Raw genomic sequence first — 14,715 nt, forward strand, 5'->3', positions numbered from 1 at the left:
ACCGACACGCTCCGGACGCCCCATGGACCACCAGCCGCGCAACGCCGTCTTCACCGCCTACAGCCTGTATCTGCTCTCCTCGGCCTTCTTCGCCTCCAACGTGGTGATCGGGCGGGCCGCGGCGGCCATCGTGCCGCCGGTCGGGCTGGCCTTCTGGCGCTGGGTGCTGGCCTTCCTGATGATCCTGCCGCTGGCCCTGCCCGGCCTGATCCAGCACCGCCACGCCCTGCGCGCCTCGTGGAAGCGCTTTCTTCTGCTGGGTGCGCTGGCCCAGGGCGTGTGCGGCGCCGTCGTCTACATGGGACTGGAGCGCACCAGCGCGACCAACGCCGCGCTGATCTACGCCACCAGCCCGGTCATCATCCTGATGATCGCCGCCCTGTGGCTGCGCGAAAAGGTGACGCCGCGGCAGGCCGCGGGAATCGCCGTCGCCATGGCGGGCGTGCTGGTGATCCTGACCCGCGGCGACGCGCAGGCGCTGCTCCATCTGTCCTTCAACGCCGGCGACCTGCTGATCCTGGTGGGCTCGGCGACGTGGGCGGTCTACACGGTGCTGCTGCGCCAGACCCGCAGTTCGCTGCCGGTGGTGACGGTGTTCGCGGCGAACGCGCTGGCCGGTGTCGTCGTGCTCGCGCCCTTCTACGCGTGGGAGACGCTGGCCCTGCGCCCCGTCCCGCTGAGCCTGGACGCCGCCATCCGCATCGCCGGGGTGGCGCTGTTCGCCTCGGTCCTGGCCTTCCTGACCTACCAGAAGACAATCAACCTGATGGGTCCGGCGCGGGCCGGCACCTCGCTCTACGTCATGCCGCTGTGGGCGGCGGTGGCGGCCTGGGCGCTGCTGGGGGAGCAGTTCCAGATGTTCCACCTGCTCGGCGTCCTGCTGGTGCTGCCGGGGGTGGCGCTGGCGACCCTGCCGCCGCGCACCGCCCCCGCCAAGCCCGCCCCCGCCAAACCCGTCAGCCGATCATCGGAAGCGTAAGCCCCTGCTCCTTCGCGCAGTCCTTGGCGATGTCGTAGCCGGCGTCGGCGTGGCGCATCACGCCGGTGCCCGGATCGTTGGTCAGCACCCGCTCCAGCCGCTTGGCCGCGGCGTCCGTCCCGTCGGCGACGATGACCATGCCGGAATGCTGGCTGAAGCCCATGCCGACGCCGCCGCCATGGTGCAGCGACACCCAGGTCGCCCCCGAGGCGCAGTTCAGCAGCGCGTTCAGCAGCGGCCAGTCGGACACCGCGTCCGACCCGTCGATCATCCCTTCCGTCTCACGGTTCGGGCTGGCGACGGAGCCGCTGTCCAGATGGTCGCGCCCGATGACGATGGGGGCCTTCAGCTCGCCCTTCGCCACCATCTCGTTGAAGGCAAGGCCGAGCCGCGCCCGGTCGCCCAGCCCCACCCAGCAGATGCGCGCCGGCAGGCCCTGGAAGCGGATGCGCTCGCGCGCCATGTCCAGCCAGTTGTGCAGGTGCGGGTTGTCGGGGATCAGCTCCTTCACCTTGGCGTCGGTGCGGTAGATGTCCTCCGGGTCGCCGGACAGGGCGGCCCAGCGGAAGGGGCCGATGCCCCGGCAGAACAGCGGCCGGATGTAGGCGGGCACGAAGCCGGGGAAGGCGAAAGCGTCGGTCACCCCCTCGTCCTTGGCGACCTGCCGGATGTTGTTGCCGTAGTCCAGCGTCGGCACGCCCATGGCGTGGAAGTCCAGCATGGCGCGGACATGGGCCGCCATCGACGCCTTGGCCGCCGCGACCACCGCCGCCGGGTCGCTGCGGCGCTTCGTCTCGGCCTCCTCCATCGTCCAACCGGCGGGCAGGTAGCCGTTCAGCGGGTCGTGGGCGCTGGTCTGGTCGGTCACCGCGTCGGGGCGGAAGCGCGGGTCGGTCTTGGCGCGGCGCACCAGTTCCGGGAACACCTCCGCCGCGTTGCCGAGCAGACCGACCGACACCGCCGTGCCCGCGGCCTGGGCCTCCCACAGGATCGCCATCGCCTCGTCGAGGCTGGTGGCCGAGCGGTCGAGATACTTGGTCTCCAACCGCCGCTCGATGCTGCGGGCGGAGCATTCCACCGCCAGCATCGACGCCCCGGCCATGGTCGCGGCCAGCGGCTGCGCGCCGCCCATGCCGCCCAGCCCCCCGGTCAGAATCCAGCGGCCCTTCAGGTCGCCGCCGTAATGCCGCCGCCCGACCTCCACGAAGGTCTCGTAGGTGCCCTGCACGATGCCCTGGCTGCCGATGTAGATCCAGGATCCGGCGGTCATCTGGCCGTACATCATCAGGCCCTTGGCGTCCAGCTCCCGGAAATGGTCCCAGGTCGCCCAGTGCGGCACGAGGTTGGAGTTGGCGATCAGCACGCGCGGCGCGTCCGCGTGGGTGCGGAAGACGCCGACCGGCTTGCCCGACTGGACCAGCAGCGTCTCGTCCTCGTTCAGCGTCTTCAGCGACGCCACGATGGCGTCGAAGCAGTCCCAGTTCCGCGCCGCCCGCCCGATGCCGCCATAGACCACCAGCTCGTCCGGGTTCTCCGCGACGTCAGGGTCGAGGTTGTTCATCAGCATGCGCAGCGGCGCCTCGGTCAGCCAGGACTTGGCGGAAAGTTCCGTGCCGTGCGGCGCCCGGATGACGCGGCGATTGACCGGCGGCTTGGTGTCGGACATGTGACTCGTCCCTCTCGGATTCTGCTTGATGCGCTTGTTGTTTTCAGACGGCAACAGTGCCGCCGCCCAGGAGGACGGTCAATGCCTCCCAAGGGGTGGAGCGGGTGCGGGCGTGCAGGCGCTTGTCCAACGTGACGAGCGGTGCGCCGCGCGATTCGGCGAGCGCCAGGTAAGCACAGTCATACACGGGGTGATCGAGTTGACGGGCAATGCCGAGCGCGCGCGACCACAAAACATTTGGCGGCACCAGTTCGGTCAACGCGCGTGGAATGCGCTCCACGACGCCTTCGGCCTGCACCGCCTGGATGCCGCCGCGCCGCGCGATCTTCCAGACGGCGTTGGCAACCTCGATGAGAATGAAGTCCGGAGCGATCAAGGGCCGTGATGACAGAAGAAGGGATTCCGCCGTTTCCGCCATAGGGTCTTCGACACCCCACAGCACCGCGACGCTGGCATCGACCACCAAGGTCATCGCTCACGTCCTTCACGGATCACGGCTGCAATGTCGATGGGCGCGCCGGGTGGCGTCAGCGCGCGGATGCGCCGAAACTCCTCGACCAGCGCCCTGCGGTCGGAAGAGGGCGCCGCCGTCGCCTCCTCGACAATCCGACCGATCTCTTCTTCGACGGACCGGCCGGCGATGCTGGCCCGCATCTTCAAGCGGTCGAGCACGTCTTCCTCGATCCTGAGCGTGATCTCCCCCATCGCCCGGTCACCTCCGTCCGCGTTGCCCCGATGATACTCTACCCATGGAGAGATTTCACCAGCCGCCCACCCCGCACCACCGCAGCGCAGGGGTTGGCGCCCAGCCAGTAGCACAGCTCCGCCGGGTCGCCGACGTCCCACACCGCCAGATCGGCGGCCTTGCCGGGTTCCAGCGTGCCGTGGGTGGCGGCCATGCCCAGCGCCTGGGCGGCATTGCGGGTGACTCCGGCCAGCGCCTCCTGGGGGGTGAGACGGAACAGGGTGCAGGCCATGTTCAGCATCAGCAGGAGCGACACGGCGGGCGAAGTGCCGGGGTTGCAGTCGGTGGACACCGCCATCGGCACGCCGTGGCGCCGGAACAGGTCGATGGGCGGCAGCTTGGTCTCGCGCAGCATATAGAAGGCGCCGGGCAGCAGCACCGCCACCGTCCCCGCCGCGGCCATCGCCCGCGCGCCCTCCTCGCCGGTATGCTCCGCATGGTCGGCGGACAGCGCGTTGTAGCGGGCGGCCAGCGCGGCCCCGCCGCCGTCCGAGAGCTGGTCGGCGTGCAGCTTCACCGGCAGGCCAAGCCGCCGCGCGGTGTCGAACACGCGGGCCGTCTGCTCCGGCGAGAAGGCGATCCGCTCGCAGAAGGCGTCGACCGCGTCCAGCAGCCCCTCCGCGGCCAGGGTGGGCAGAATAGCGTCGCAGACCAGCGCGATATAGTCGTCGGCCCGTCCGGCGAATTCCGGCGGCAGGGCGTGGGCGGCCAGCCCGGTCGTCCGCACCGTGACGGGAAAGCGCTCGCCCAGCGCCCGCGCCGCGCGCAGCATCCGCCGCTCCGTGGCGAGGTCGAGGCCGTAGCCGGACTTCACCTCCACCACCGTCACGCCCTCGGCCAGCAGCCTTTGCAGGCGCACGGCGGCGCTGGCGATCAGGCTGTCCTCGTCGGCGGCGCGGGTCGCGGCGACGGTCGAGGCGATGCCGCCCCCGGCCCGCGCGATCTCCTCGTAGGTCGCACCCTCCAGCCGCATCTCGAACTCGCGGGCGCGGTTGCCGCCGAAGACCAGATGGGTGTGGCAGTCGATCAGCCCCGGCGTGACCCAGCGCCCACCCAGGTCATGCTCCGCGGCGGCGCGGCCGGCGGGGCGATCCTTGGCGGCGCCGATCCAGGCGATCCGCCCGTCTTTCACGGCGATCACCGCGTCCCGTACGACTCCTTCCGGAGCCATGGTCGCCGCATGACCGTTGAACCACAGGCTGTCCCACTCCATCATCCCCTCCCCGGCTTCGCGCCGCTTTCCGTCCCACCTTACATCGCCATGCCCGACACCGACACCACCCCAGCCCCGCGTTCCGCGCATCCGGTCCTGCTCTGCGCCGATGACTACGGCCTTGCGCCCGGCGTCAACGAGGCCATCCGCGACCTCATCGCCGCCGGGCGCCTGACCGCCACCTCCGCCATGACGCTCTGCCCCTATTGGGCGGAGGGCGCTGCGCCGTTGAAGGAACTGGCCGACAAGGCCGACGTCGGGCTGCATTTCACCCTGACCGACCAGCCGCCGCTGGGGTCCCTGCCCAAACTGGCGCCGGACGGCAAGCTGCCGCCGCTGGGGCGGCTGATGACACTGGCCTACAGCGGCGGCCTCGACCCCCAGGAGATCCGGGCGGAGCTGGCCCGCCAGCTCGATGCCTTCGCCGCGGCCTGGGGCGGGCCGCCGGCCTACATCGACGGCCACCAGCACGTGCACCAGCTTCCCACCGTGCGCGACGCGGTCGCCGACGCTCTGACCGCCCTGCCCGGCGCCTACGTCCGCCTGTGTGGGGAGCCGGTGACCGCGATTCTGCGCCGCGGCGTGGCCGTTCCGAAGACGCTGCTGATCGGCGGACTTGGCGGCGGGCTGTCGCGGCTGGCGCGGGCGCGCAGCATTCCCGCCAACGACCGCTTCGCCGGGGTCTACGACTTCTCCGGACGGCAGCCCTTCCCGGAGCTGATGGCACGCTTTCTCGACCGTCCCGCCGGGCGCCTGCTGGTGATGGTCCATCCCGGCATCCCGGACGAAGCCCTGCGCCGCGCCGACCCGCTGGTGGAACAGCGCAAGGTGGAGCACGACTATCTGAGAAGCCCAGCCTTCGCCACCTTGCTTGGCGAGCGAAACATCCGGCTCGTCCGCTTCGCCGAGTTCCCGGCGCCCTGATCCCGCCCCGTCCTCCCCTGGCGGCATAGTCCCCGCCGGTCATTCTTGACCGCTGCGATTGTTCGCACCTACCATCATTACGACACGGTCGGATCGAGGGGGCTCTTCCGGTCGAAGAGACGAACAACACACTCCCCTCGGCAAGAAACGGCCCACCAAAGGGGATGCGGGACATGCACGACAACGGAACGTCGTCCGGGCCACCGGGCGGCCGGACTTCGAGCGGCTGGGTCGATTTCTGGAACCGGCCCAACGCCATCTACGCGAACCAGCGCAATCTGGAGGCGCATTTCGCCTGCCTGCAGAACGACCTCGACGCCCATCTTCCGGAAGGAGGAACCGTACTGGACTTCGGCTGCGGCGACGCGCTGGCGGCGGAAGCGATGGCCAAGCGCTGCCGAAACGTCTGGCTCTACGACGCCGCCCCCGCGGTGCGGCAACGCCTGCGCGAGCGGCTGTCCGGCCATCCGGGAATCCGGATTCTCGACGACGACGACCTCGCGGCCCTGCCAGTGGGAAGCGTCGATCTGGTGCTGGCCGTCTCCGTGCTGCAATACATCCCGCGCGAGGAGCTGGAAGGGGTCCTTCACCGCTGGCGCCACCTGATCGGCGCGCGGGGGCGCATCCTGATCGCCGACGTGGTGGAGCCCGACACGCCGATGCTGCGCGACATCGCCAGCCAGCTCAGCATGGCGCGCCGGCACGGCTTCCTGATGGCGGCGCTGATGGGGCTGGGGCGCATGGCCCTGTCCGACTACCGCCGCATCCGGCGCGAGGCCGGCTTTTCCACCTACACGCCTGCGGAGTTGCAGACCCGGCTGTCCGCCGCCGGGTTGCGGGGCGACCGTCTGGCGAAGAACATCGGCCCGACGCCGCACCGCCATTCCTTCGTCGCCCATCCCCTTCAGGCGGCGGGCGATCCAGCCTTGAAGGTCCAATAGCGGTTCGCGCCGAAGCTCCACAGCATCACCAGCGCCGTGGCGGTGAGCTGGGCCAGCAGGTAATGCAGGCCCAGCCGCTGCGCCAGGGCCCACATGATGGCGCTGTTCAGGCACAGCCCCACCGCCGCGACGGCCACAAACTTCGTGGCGGTGGGCAGATGCTCCTGCTCGCTGCGGAAGACATGGCCGTAGTTCAGCAGGTAGCTGATGACGCCGCCGACGAGGAAGCCCGCCGCCGAGGCCAGGACCGGCGGGGCCGCCGCCAGCTCCGACAGGACGATCAGCACGCCGTAATGGCCGACCGCCGCGGCGCAGCCGACCACCGCGAAGAGCAGGAACTGCACCAGCGGTGCGTGCGCCGCCCGGTCCCCAGTGACTCTTCCCTTGGTCAATCCTCGTTCTCGACCCATTCCTTCTGTCGCAGCTTGTAGCGCTGGATCTTGCCCGTTTCCGTCCGCGGCAGCTGCTCCAGGAACTCCACCGCGCGAGGGTATTTGTATGGGGCGATCCGGTCCTTGACGTAGCATTGCAGCCGTTCCGCCAGATCGTCGCTGGGCCGCACACCGTCGCGGGTGACGATGAAGGCCTTGGGGATGGAGCCGCGCAGCGGATCGGGTGCGGCGATCACCGCGCATTCCTCCACCGCCTCGTGGCCAAGCAGGACGTCCTCCACCTCCAGGCCGGAAATCTTGTAGCCGGCGGAGACAATCAGGTCGTCGGTCCGCGCGTGATACCAGAAATAGCCGTCCTCATCCATGCGGAAGGCGTCGCCGGTCAGGTTCCAGCCGCCCTGCACGTAATTTTCCTGGCGCGGATCGTCCAGATAGATGCAGCCGGTCGGGCCGCGCACGGCCAGCCGCCCGATCTGGCCGGGGGGCAGCGGGGTCAGGCTGTCGTCGACCACGCGGGCCTCGTATCCCGGAACCACCGTCCCGGTGGCGCCGGGCCGGACGGCGCCGGGTGGTGAATGCAGGACGGCGTTCAGCATCTCGGTGGTGCCGAAGCTGTCGAGGATCTCCATCCCCGTCACCGCTTGCCAACCCTCCAGCGTGGTCGCGGGCAGCGGTTCCCCCGCCGAGACGCAGGCGCGCAGCGTGCGCAGCCCCTCGGCCAGGGCCGGGTCCTCCTCGATCCGCGCGGTCATGGCACGGTAGACGGTCGGCACGGTGAACATCACCGTCGCCTTGTGCTTCGCGGTCACTTCCAGCAGCCGTTCCGGCGTGGCCCGGTCCAGCAGCACGACCGACGCCCCCACCCGCAGCGGGAACAGCAGCATCCCGCCCTGGCCGTAGGCGAAGGCGAGCGACGGCGTGCCGCAGAACACGTCGTCGCCGCCGGTCTTCAGCAGCGATTGCGGCGACAGGTCGGCCACCGCCAGAAGATCGCGGTGGAAATGCGCGGTCGCCTTGGGCTTGCCCGTGGTGCCGGAGGTGAAGGCGATCAGCGCCACGTCGTCGGCAGCGGTGTCCACCGCGGCGAAGCCGGTTTCGGTCTCCTCCAGCCGCCCTTCCAGATCGCCGCCGTTGAAGGTCACGACGGGCATCCCCTCGCCCATCGACTCCGCCGCCGCGTTGAGATCCTTGGCGAAACGCGCGTCGCACAGCGCCAGCGAGACGGCGGCACGCTCGATGATGCTTTCCAGCTCCGTCGCGCGCAGCAGCGGCATGGTCGGCACCACCACCGCCCCGGCCTTCAGCACCGCCAGCCAGCAGGCAGCAAGCATCGGCGTGTTGGTCCCACGCACCAGCACCCGGTTGCCCGGAACGATGCCGAACCGCTCGGTCAGGAGGCGCGCGATGCGATCCACAGTATCGCGGAAGCGGCCATAGCTCCAGACGTCGCCGTTTCCGATGACGCAGGGGCGGTCGTCCCAGCCGCGCTCCCGCCAGACATCCAGCAGGGCCGCGGCGGCGTTCAGACGCTCGGGATAGGTGAGTTCGGGCCGGTCATAGGAAAAATCGGGCAACTGCTCCGGCCGCGGCAGCCGGTCGCGGGTGAAACTGTCGATATGACCGGACCGGATCATCCCCTCACGCCTCCGCCACGCACCGTGTTCTTGAGCTTTCCCAACAGCCCCATCAACTGGACCACGTCGCCGTGGGGCATTCCCGCCGTCAGCTCGGCCAGCCAGCGGCGTTGCGCCGCCGCGATGGCCTGCGCCAGGGCGCTGCCTTCGGGAGTGATCCGGACGAACTGCATGCGCCGGTCGTTCGACGCCGCGGCGCGCGTGACCAGCCCGTCGGCGCACAGCCGTTCTACAATGCCGGTGACGTTGCCGTTGGTGACCATCATGCGCTTCGACAGCTCGCCCATGGTCAGCCCTTCCGGCTGGCGGTCGAGCAGGCACAGCAGGTCGAAACGCGGCTGTGTGGTGCTGAATTCATCGCGCAGACGGCTGCGCAACCGGGCGCCGATCAGAACGGCGCACGCCGAAAGACGCAACCAGAGGCGCATCTCCGGGGAGGCGGCAAGGTCAGCCGCAGCCTCCACATCGACCGACACGTCCCCCTGCGCCCCAGCCGATGCCTCGGCCGCTGCGGTGGCGGGTCCCTTCACGGTCTGTCTCCACTCCCGGTGGGAGGCATCCGCCGCAGCGCCGCCTCTTCTTCGTTCGAAGGCTTACTGTAGTTGGACGCTCGGCCTTTGAGCCATGCAAGGAAGGAATGCTTGGTGCACAAGCAATAATCATCTGCGCAGGGATCAGGCGCTTTCATCCCGAGCGCGACGCGGCCTACTCCGCACTCAGATACAGGTCGATCTCGGCCTGCTCCATGACGTGGGCGGTGCCGTGGATGATGCCGTTGGCGACCTGGATGATTCGGTGGATCATCGCGACGGAGGTCTGGCAGTCCATCCGCAGCTTGTCGCTCGCCCCGTCCTGTAGGTCGATGGACACACGCTCCAGCGTGTGGCGGACCACCTGATGCGCCTGGGCGATGGTGTCCTCGAACGGTCGTTTGAACTTGGCGGGGACGTGGCCGTAAGCTTCGATGGCCAGATCCTTGTCCGAAAAACCGCTGTCGCGGAAATGCTCCTGGTAGCTCTTGGGCTGCCAGATCAGGCATTCCTCCAGCATGTCCGGCATATCCGGAATCATCTCGATCAGCATCACGATCTCGTTGAAGTGATTGAGATAATCGGTCGCCAACAGGGTCTTGTCGGAAATGTTGGTGCCGATCACACGCTGCCGCCAGGCATGAAAATCCGCCAAGTCGCCCGGTGGCATGCCATCGGTCACCGACGGATCGGAATCGGGCGGATCAGAGTCTGCCGGGTCGAAATCTGGTTCGGTCATACGCGACTCTGGCATTCGCGGCCCTGGCATACGCGGTTCGACAGGCACGGGTCTGGCGAGGCGGCGCCGGGCGGCTTCCAGGCCGTTCCGCCACCGGTGCACGACGCCGGGGACAGTCAGTAATATCGCACTCATCCCGGCGCAAGCCCACCAGCGCGCTTTTTTTTCGATGGCGCGCAAAAAAACGCCGCCGGCGCGTCCCCGTTGGGACAGGCGCTGCGGCGGCAGTGACTGGCGGTTCAGGGAGGAATCACACCATTGGCAGTCCCAACAACCATCCCTTGCCAGTTGTTCCACTCCCCTCGCACATGCAGCGAACCGAACAGTGGCGCAACGACCAAAGAGAGGCCGCGCCCAAGCGAACGAAGTATGAAATCACCCGATCGGTTAAGGGACTTAATCCGATCAAGCTATCCCGAATAACCCTTTCGTCGTCACTCCCGATACGGCGCGAACTGCGCCATATGAAATTAACTTTGTAAGCGATCGGACGGGAACATTCGGCAAAGTCCGGGAAACGCGGCAGGCAAGCCAGCGCCCTTCGGCGGTCCGCACTGGCTGGAGGTACGGGGAAAAATCATGGATCAAAACACCCGCCACCTGATGGAACATCTGCCTTATCTGCGACGCTATGCGCGGGCCTTGACCGGCACATCGACGCAGGGGGATGCTCTGGTGACGCGCACGCTTGAATGGTACCTCGACGGGCCGAGCGGGTCGGCGGCGGTGGACCTGTCGCGCGGCTCGCTTTACCGCCACCTGAACCAATTGCAGGACAGTTCCGGTGCCCGGGTCGGCGCGCCCGGCGTGCATCCGGTCGAGGCGGCCCTGCACAGCCTGGACGAGATGGACCGCCGGCTCTACCTGCTGGTCAATCTGGAGGACTTGCCGGTCGCCGATGCGGCGACGGTGCTGGGGATTGCTCCGGAAGATGCGGTGGAACGGCTGAACTTCGCCCGAGAGCGGGTACGGTCAAAGCTGACGGCAACGATTTTGATCGTCGAGGACGACGCCATCATCGCCTTCGATCTGGCGGAGACGGTGCGCGGCATGGGTCATACCGTCTGCGGCAACGCTGCCACCATGGACGAGGCGCTGACCCTGGCCTCCCGCCATGCGCCGACGCTGGCGCTGATGGACATCCGCCTGGCCGAGGGCGACAACGGGATCGAGGTGGCGCGGGAGCTTCGCCGCCAGCGCTTCCTGCCGGTGATCTTCGTCACCGCCTTCCCCAACGAGCTGGCCAAGCAGGGGTTGGAGCATCTGGGCCCGGTGATCCCCAAACCCTTCACCCGCGAGCAGATCGAGCAGGCGATCACCCGCGCCGTTTTCACCCCCCACCCCGAGGAAGCCTCGCTCGCCATGAAGCACTGAGGTTCCCGGAGCGGAAGAAGCCAGCCGGCGCTACTTGAAGACCGCCCTACTTGAAGACCGCCCTACTTGAAGACCACGGTGCGTCCACCATTCAACAGGACGCGGTGTTCGACGTGATAGCGGACCGCCCGAGCCAGCACGATGTTCTCGATATCACGCCCGATGGCCACGAGGTCGTCGGGCGTCATCGTGTGGTCGACGCGCTCCGCCTCCTGTTCGATGATCGGCCCCTCGTCCAGATTCGAGGTAACGTAATGGGCCGTGGCGCCGATCAGCTTCACGCCGCGGGCGTGCGCCTGATGGTACGGCTTGGCGCCCTTGAAGCTGGGCAGGAAGGAATGGTGGATGTTGATGACTCGCCCGGCCATCCGCTCGCACAGGGCCGGGGACAGCACCTGCATGTAGCGGGCAAGCACAACCAGATCGATTTTTTCCTGCTCCGCGATCTCAAGCAGACGGGCCTCCTGCTGGGCCTTGGTGTCGCTGGTCAGCGGCAGGTAATGGAAGGGAATGTTGTGCCACGCCGCAAGTTGGTAGAAGTCGCGGTGGTTGGACACGATGGCCGGGATCTCGATCGGCAGATAACCGGTGCGGTAGCGGTAGAGCAGGTCGTTCAGGCAATGCCCGAACTTCGAGACCATGATCAGCACCCGCTGACGCCGCCCGGCGTCGTGCAGCTTCCAGGTCATGCCGAAGCGCTCGGCCACCTGCTCGGCGAAGGCCGCCTGAAGCTCCGCCTGCGACGGCCCTGCAGCGGCGGCAGAGAAATGGATGCGCAGGAAGAACAGATTGGTCCCGCGGTCGCCGAACTGCGCGCTGTCGATGATGTTGCACGACCGCTCGGCCAGGAAGCCCGACACGGCGTAGACGATGCCCACGGCATCGGGGCACGAGACGGTGAGGATGTATTCGGAACCGGTGCCGGACATGCGCGCCTACCATTGCGACCTGGAATCGAGGGCGGATTCCCTAGCACGATCGTCGGCGGGATGCATCGTGCAATGTGGGAATACCGGAACGCCCTTCCGGCAGCATTTGGTAAGGATTCCCATGCGATGATGCACCGTTTCGGCATCGGGCCGACCGCGGAGGCGAGCCATGGGCATGGGCGGGAAGATCATCGGCGAGTACGCCAAGGGCAAGGTTGACAAACTGCTGACACCGGAAGCGGCGGAAAATACGTCGCGGCATCGGATCATGCACTTCCTGGAAAACATGGAAGCGGCGGTGCTGGAAGCGAATTGCGAGGTGATGGGGCGCGAGCTTCCCAACCTCAATCAGACCTCATTCCTGCGCATGGCGGTCCGGGTGGCGGAGTTGCGGGCCGACTATTTGCGCGCCGGGCTGAAGGTGGCGGATCACCGGCACCCCAATGCCGCCGCCATTGAGGAGCTGGCCCGCGTCCGCCGCGCCTACGAGGAAATGCAGGCGGTCTTCGAGGCGGCGGAACGGGTGATCGAGCGGGGGTACGTGAAGCTGGGGTAAGCGCGCCTCACCCAGCGTCACGGTCTGGTCGAATCGGCGGCGTCAGGCGTCCATGCCGGGGTGACGGTACACCATCGGCCCCGGCCCGCCCTCTTCGCCGTTCTTCTCTGGAAGCTGCGGCTGCGGCAGGGCGTAGAATTTCGGCTTGTCGGGGTCCAGCGTCTTCTCGAAGGGCAATGTCATCGCCATGCCGGACCGGTTCTTCTCTGCCTCGCGCATCGCCTGCTGGAGCTGTTCGGCGAGCTTCTGGTCCCAGGCCAGCTTGTAATAGCGCGGCTCTACCCCGCCCTCCAGCTGGAGCCACAGGTAGATCCCCTGCCCCTCCTTGATCTGGGCGCCCAGAATGGTGGCCTGGGCGGTGGCGCTCTGCGCCCATTCCATGCGAACCGGCTTCGGCTTGCTCAGCAAGTCGGCCATTCCGGCGTAGGCGACGGGCATGAAGCCGATTGAGACGGCGACCGCCGACACCTTCACCCACAGCCGGCGCGGCGCCCAGATGGCGATGGTGGCGAGCGTGGCGGCCAGGGCGACCGCGGCGACCTGGAAGTCGAGCAGTTGGGTCATGATTTCCTCCCGCTGCGCAGGGGCTTGTAAAGGCTGTGCACGCTGTCGCCGACCAGTTCTCCGGCCTCCGTCAGCTTGAAACGGAAAACGGTCAGCTCCTGCCCCTCCCGGTCCAGCTGGACGGTGGTGGCAAGGAGCTGGCGGGCGTTGTCGCCGTCCGGCCGCTTGGCGCTGACCACCACGGTGACCGGCACCGGGAAGACCGCCGCCTTGTTGCGGTAGAGATGCAGGTTCACCGCGTACTCGCCGGGCGGGATGCCGCGGCTGTAGCTGGCCTCATAGTTCAGCTTCGTCGGGTCGGCGTTGCGGCCGAGATCGTCGCGCAGCAGGTTGAAGATCACGCCGGACTTGTTGGAATAGCCGACCGGTACGTCGCCCGGAGCCTCCACCCACAGATCGACGTCGGCGTCCAACTCGTCGGGCCAGCGGGCCTCGACCATGACGTTGCCCGGTGCTGCGACGCCCGCCGTGTCGGCCTGCTTGGCCTCCGGCCGGATGTGGGGAAGCAGCAGGATGACCACCGCCACGAAGCCGCAGAGCGCCAGCGTGATGACGTCGCGGAAGACGGTGCCGGCGTCGTCCTCCTCGAACTGGTCAAGGGCCTGCATGGCGTTCCCCCACGGCGACGATCTCTGTGATCAGGTTCACCGTGGCGCCGGACAGCAGGCCGATGTTGATGTTCAGCCAGATGTTCAGGACGCCGCCGACCAGCGTGGTGTAGAGCGCGACGGCCATGCCCTCGATCAGCTTCGACACCATCGGGCCGATGGCGGCGACGTCGCCGGCCTTCTGGGGGTCCACCCCCGACAGGGCCATGATGAAGCCGATGACCGTTCCGATCAGGCCGAGGATCACCAGGGTCGAGGAGATCTGCCGCACCGTGCCGATGCGCGCCGACATCTTGAATTTCAGGCACGACGCGGCGATCGACCGCGCCCCGGAATCCCGCCCGCGAACCTCCGCCAGATAGCGCGCGGCCCGCGACGGGACGGACGGGTCGAATTCCTTGGCGCGGTTCAGTTCGCGGCTGGTGCGCAGGATGCGCTGCGCCGACAGCCCCAGCCCGGTCAGGAAGACCAGGAAGATCAGCAGGCACAGATGCGTGCTGTCGGTGGCGACGATGGGGTCGATCAGCCCCTCCGCCCAGGCGGCGGCGAGAAGGGCAAAGCCCGCGGCATTGACCACCGCGAAGCGCAGGAGCAGCAGGTAACGTTGTGACACCAGCGACAGGCCGGCGGTCAGTTGGCCGCCACGGCGGCGGCGCACGGTGGGCACGAGGGAATGAACGGGGACGTTCTGGGCGTCTTCGGCCATGGCGTCCGAAACAGCGTCCGACATCGGGCAGCCCTCCTTACAGGGAGCAGGGAGCGTTCGGACTGGCACTCCGCAACCGGCGTGCCAGCGGTTCGTCGGCGGTCCCACCCAATCCCGCAGCCCGCCGCCCCGGTCCGTTCATGTGCTTGGCCGGATGGGATAAATCGCCCCTGTGACAAACAGGCTACCTCGAAAGTCTGCCCACTGTTCCCACA

17 protein-coding genes are annotated in these 14,715 nt (G+C 68.0%); 5 read left to right on the forward strand and 12 right to left on the reverse strand.

The annotated features are described in order from the left end of the window. Window positions 1-22 precede the first annotated feature (22 nt). Window positions 23-979, forward strand: coding sequence for a DMT family transporter (locus AMK58_RS18180; protein ID WP_059399256.1), 957 nt, complete (start codon window positions 23-25; stop codon window positions 977-979). On the opposite strand, the gene hutU is transcribed toward AMK58_RS18180, so the two are convergent. The 4 genes from hutU to hutI are packed head-to-tail and all read right to left on the reverse strand — an operon-like array spanning window position 957 to window position 4,603. Next, window positions 957-2,645 (reverse strand): urocanate hydratase, encoded by a 1,689-nt coding sequence (gene hutU / locus AMK58_RS18185; RefSeq protein WP_035679037.1) that lies wholly within the window; start codon window positions 2,643-2,645, stop codon window positions 957-959. The genes AMK58_RS18180 and hutU overlap by 23 nt on opposite strands. Before the next feature lie 43 nt (window positions 2,646-2,688). Next, a complete protein-coding gene (locus AMK58_RS18190) occupies window positions 2,689-3,117 on the reverse strand; it encodes a type II toxin-antitoxin system VapC family toxin (protein WP_051140625.1) in 429 nt (142 codons plus the stop codon). After that, window positions 3,114-3,350 (reverse strand): FitA-like ribbon-helix-helix domain-containing protein, encoded by a 237-nt coding sequence (locus AMK58_RS18195; RefSeq protein ID WP_035679034.1) that lies wholly within the window; start codon window positions 3,348-3,350, stop codon window positions 3,114-3,116. Before AMK58_RS18195 ends, AMK58_RS18190 begins: the two co-directional genes overlap by 4 nt. 38 nt (window positions 3,351-3,388) lie before the next feature. After that, window positions 3,389-4,603, reverse strand: coding sequence for an imidazolonepropionase (hutI, locus tag AMK58_RS18200; RefSeq protein WP_059399424.1), 1,215 nt, complete (start codon window positions 4,601-4,603; stop codon window positions 3,389-3,391). Window positions 4,604-4,651: 48 nt separating this feature from the next. On the opposite strand from hutI, the gene AMK58_RS18205 reads away from it, so the two are divergent. Both AMK58_RS18205 and AMK58_RS18210 read left to right on the forward strand, forming a co-directional pair. Continuing rightward, window positions 4,652-5,527, forward strand: coding sequence for a ChbG/HpnK family deacetylase (locus AMK58_RS18205; RefSeq protein WP_035679120.1), 876 nt, complete (start codon window positions 4,652-4,654; stop codon window positions 5,525-5,527). 173 nt (window positions 5,528-5,700) lie between these two features. Then, window positions 5,701-6,468, forward strand: coding sequence for a class I SAM-dependent methyltransferase (locus tag AMK58_RS18210; protein WP_051140623.1), 768 nt, complete (start codon window positions 5,701-5,703; stop codon window positions 6,466-6,468). On the opposite strand, the gene AMK58_RS18215 is transcribed toward AMK58_RS18210, so the two are convergent. The 4 genes from AMK58_RS18215 to AMK58_RS18230 all read right to left on the reverse strand — a co-directional run bounded on the left by AMK58_RS18215 (window position 6,432) and on the right by AMK58_RS18230 (window position 9,763). Then, window positions 6,432-6,860, reverse strand: coding sequence for a GtrA family protein (locus tag AMK58_RS18215; RefSeq protein ID WP_236778228.1), 429 nt, complete (start codon window positions 6,858-6,860; stop codon window positions 6,432-6,434). The genes AMK58_RS18210 and AMK58_RS18215 overlap by 37 nt on opposite strands. After that, a complete protein-coding gene (locus tag AMK58_RS18220) occupies window positions 6,857-8,494 on the reverse strand; it encodes an AMP-binding protein (RefSeq protein ID WP_035679017.1) in 1,638 nt (545 codons plus the stop codon). The genes AMK58_RS18215 and AMK58_RS18220 overlap by 4 nt, the downstream gene beginning before the upstream one ends. Next, the gene (locus AMK58_RS18225) at window positions 8,491-9,024 is read right to left on the reverse strand and encodes a MarR family winged helix-turn-helix transcriptional regulator (RefSeq protein ID WP_079284972.1); all 534 of its coding nucleotides are present in this window, start codon (window positions 9,022-9,024) and stop codon (window positions 8,491-8,493) included. Before AMK58_RS18225 ends, AMK58_RS18220 begins: the two co-directional genes overlap by 4 nt. Before the next feature lie 175 nt (window positions 9,025-9,199). Then, window positions 9,200-9,763 carry a hypothetical protein gene (locus AMK58_RS18230; protein WP_079284973.1) on the reverse strand — a complete coding sequence of 188 codons (564 nt, stop codon included), beginning with the start codon at window positions 9,761-9,763 and terminating at the stop codon, window positions 9,200-9,202. 579 nt (window positions 9,764-10,342) lie between these two features. On the opposite strand from AMK58_RS18230, the gene AMK58_RS18235 reads away from it, so the two are divergent. Continuing rightward, window positions 10,343-11,137: a response regulator gene (locus AMK58_RS18235; RefSeq protein WP_035679016.1), complete on the forward strand. Its 795-nt coding sequence runs from the start codon at window positions 10,343-10,345 to the stop codon at window positions 11,135-11,137. 62 nt (window positions 11,138-11,199) lie between these two features. Here the strand turns inward: AMK58_RS18235 and purU are convergent, their stop codons facing one another. Further along, on the reverse strand, window positions 11,200-12,066 hold the full coding sequence (gene purU, locus AMK58_RS18240; RefSeq protein WP_035679015.1) for a formyltetrahydrofolate deformylase: 867 nt from the start codon (window positions 12,064-12,066) through the stop codon (window positions 11,200-11,202). Between the two features lie 169 nt (window positions 12,067-12,235). Here purU and AMK58_RS18245 point away from each other — a divergent pair, with 169 nt between their 5' ends. After that, on the forward strand, window positions 12,236-12,622 hold the full coding sequence (locus AMK58_RS18245) for a hypothetical protein (RefSeq protein WP_079284975.1): 387 nt from the start codon (window positions 12,236-12,238) through the stop codon (window positions 12,620-12,622). Between the two features lie 42 nt (window positions 12,623-12,664). Here AMK58_RS18245 and AMK58_RS18250 read toward each other — a convergent pair whose 3' ends face one another. The 3 genes from AMK58_RS18250 to AMK58_RS30590 are packed head-to-tail and all read right to left on the reverse strand — an operon-like array spanning window position 12,665 to window position 14,524. Then, window positions 12,665-13,186 carry a hypothetical protein gene (locus AMK58_RS18250; RefSeq protein ID WP_035679012.1) on the reverse strand — a complete coding sequence of 174 codons (522 nt, stop codon included), beginning with the start codon at window positions 13,184-13,186 and terminating at the stop codon, window positions 12,665-12,667. Then, window positions 13,183-13,794 (reverse strand): hypothetical protein, encoded by a 612-nt coding sequence (locus AMK58_RS18255; protein ID WP_035679009.1) that lies wholly within the window; start codon window positions 13,792-13,794, stop codon window positions 13,183-13,185. The genes AMK58_RS18250 and AMK58_RS18255 overlap by 4 nt, the downstream gene beginning before the upstream one ends. Then, window positions 13,781-14,524 carry a MotA/TolQ/ExbB proton channel family protein gene (locus tag AMK58_RS30590; protein ID WP_051140620.1) on the reverse strand — a complete coding sequence of 248 codons (744 nt, stop codon included), beginning with the start codon at window positions 14,522-14,524 and terminating at the stop codon, window positions 13,781-13,783. Before AMK58_RS30590 ends, AMK58_RS18255 begins: the two co-directional genes overlap by 14 nt. Between the last annotated feature and the right edge of the window lie 191 nt (window positions 14,525-14,715).

Origin of the sequence: Azospirillum brasilense, from assembly GCF_001315015.1 — a bacterium.
Classification (GTDB): Bacteria; Pseudomonadota; Alphaproteobacteria; order Azospirillales; family Azospirillaceae; genus Azospirillum; species Azospirillum brasilense.

What these genes read in the sequence shown, in the direction of transcription:
- AMK58_RS18180 (WP_059399256.1), top strand. Translation starts at nt 23, where the DNA reads ATGGACCACCAGCCGCGCAACGCCGTCTTCACCGCCTACAGCCTGTAT.
- hutU (WP_035679037.1), bottom strand. Translation starts at nt 2,645, where the DNA reads ATGTCCGACACCAAGCCGCCGGTCAATCGCCGCGTCATCCGGGCGCCG.
- AMK58_RS18190 (WP_051140625.1), bottom strand. Translation starts at nt 3,117, where the DNA reads ATGACCTTGGTGGTCGATGCCAGCGTCGCGGTGCTGTGGGGTGTCGAA.
- AMK58_RS18195 (WP_035679034.1), bottom strand. Translation starts at nt 3,350, where the DNA reads ATGGGGGAGATCACGCTCAGGATCGAGGAAGACGTGCTCGACCGCTTG.
- hutI (WP_059399424.1), bottom strand. Translation starts at nt 4,603, where the DNA reads ATGGAGTGGGACAGCCTGTGGTTCAACGGTCATGCGGCGACCATGGCT.
- AMK58_RS18205 (WP_035679120.1), top strand. Translation starts at nt 4,652, where the DNA reads ATGCCCGACACCGACACCACCCCAGCCCCGCGTTCCGCGCATCCGGTC.
- AMK58_RS18210 (WP_051140623.1), top strand. Translation starts at nt 5,701, where the DNA reads ATGCACGACAACGGAACGTCGTCCGGGCCACCGGGCGGCCGGACTTCG.
- AMK58_RS18220 (WP_035679017.1), bottom strand. Translation starts at nt 8,494, where the DNA reads ATGATCCGGTCCGGTCATATCGACAGTTTCACCCGCGACCGGCTGCCG.
- AMK58_RS18230 (WP_079284973.1), bottom strand. Translation starts at nt 9,763, where the DNA reads ATGACCGAACCAGATTTCGACCCGGCAGACTCTGATCCGCCCGATTCC.
- AMK58_RS18235 (WP_035679016.1), top strand. Translation starts at nt 10,343, where the DNA reads ATGGATCAAAACACCCGCCACCTGATGGAACATCTGCCTTATCTGCGA.
- purU (WP_035679015.1), bottom strand. Translation starts at nt 12,066, where the DNA reads ATGTCCGGCACCGGTTCCGAATACATCCTCACCGTCTCGTGCCCCGAT.
- AMK58_RS18245 (WP_079284975.1), top strand. Translation starts at nt 12,236, where the DNA reads ATGGGCATGGGCGGGAAGATCATCGGCGAGTACGCCAAGGGCAAGGTT.
- AMK58_RS18250 (WP_035679012.1), bottom strand. Translation starts at nt 13,186, where the DNA reads ATGACCCAACTGCTCGACTTCCAGGTCGCCGCGGTCGCCCTGGCCGCC.
- AMK58_RS18255 (WP_035679009.1), bottom strand. Translation starts at nt 13,794, where the DNA reads ATGCAGGCCCTTGACCAGTTCGAGGAGGACGACGCCGGCACCGTCTTC.
- AMK58_RS30590 (WP_051140620.1), bottom strand. Translation starts at nt 14,524, where the DNA reads ATGTCGGACGCTGTTTCGGACGCCATGGCCGAAGACGCCCAGAACGTC.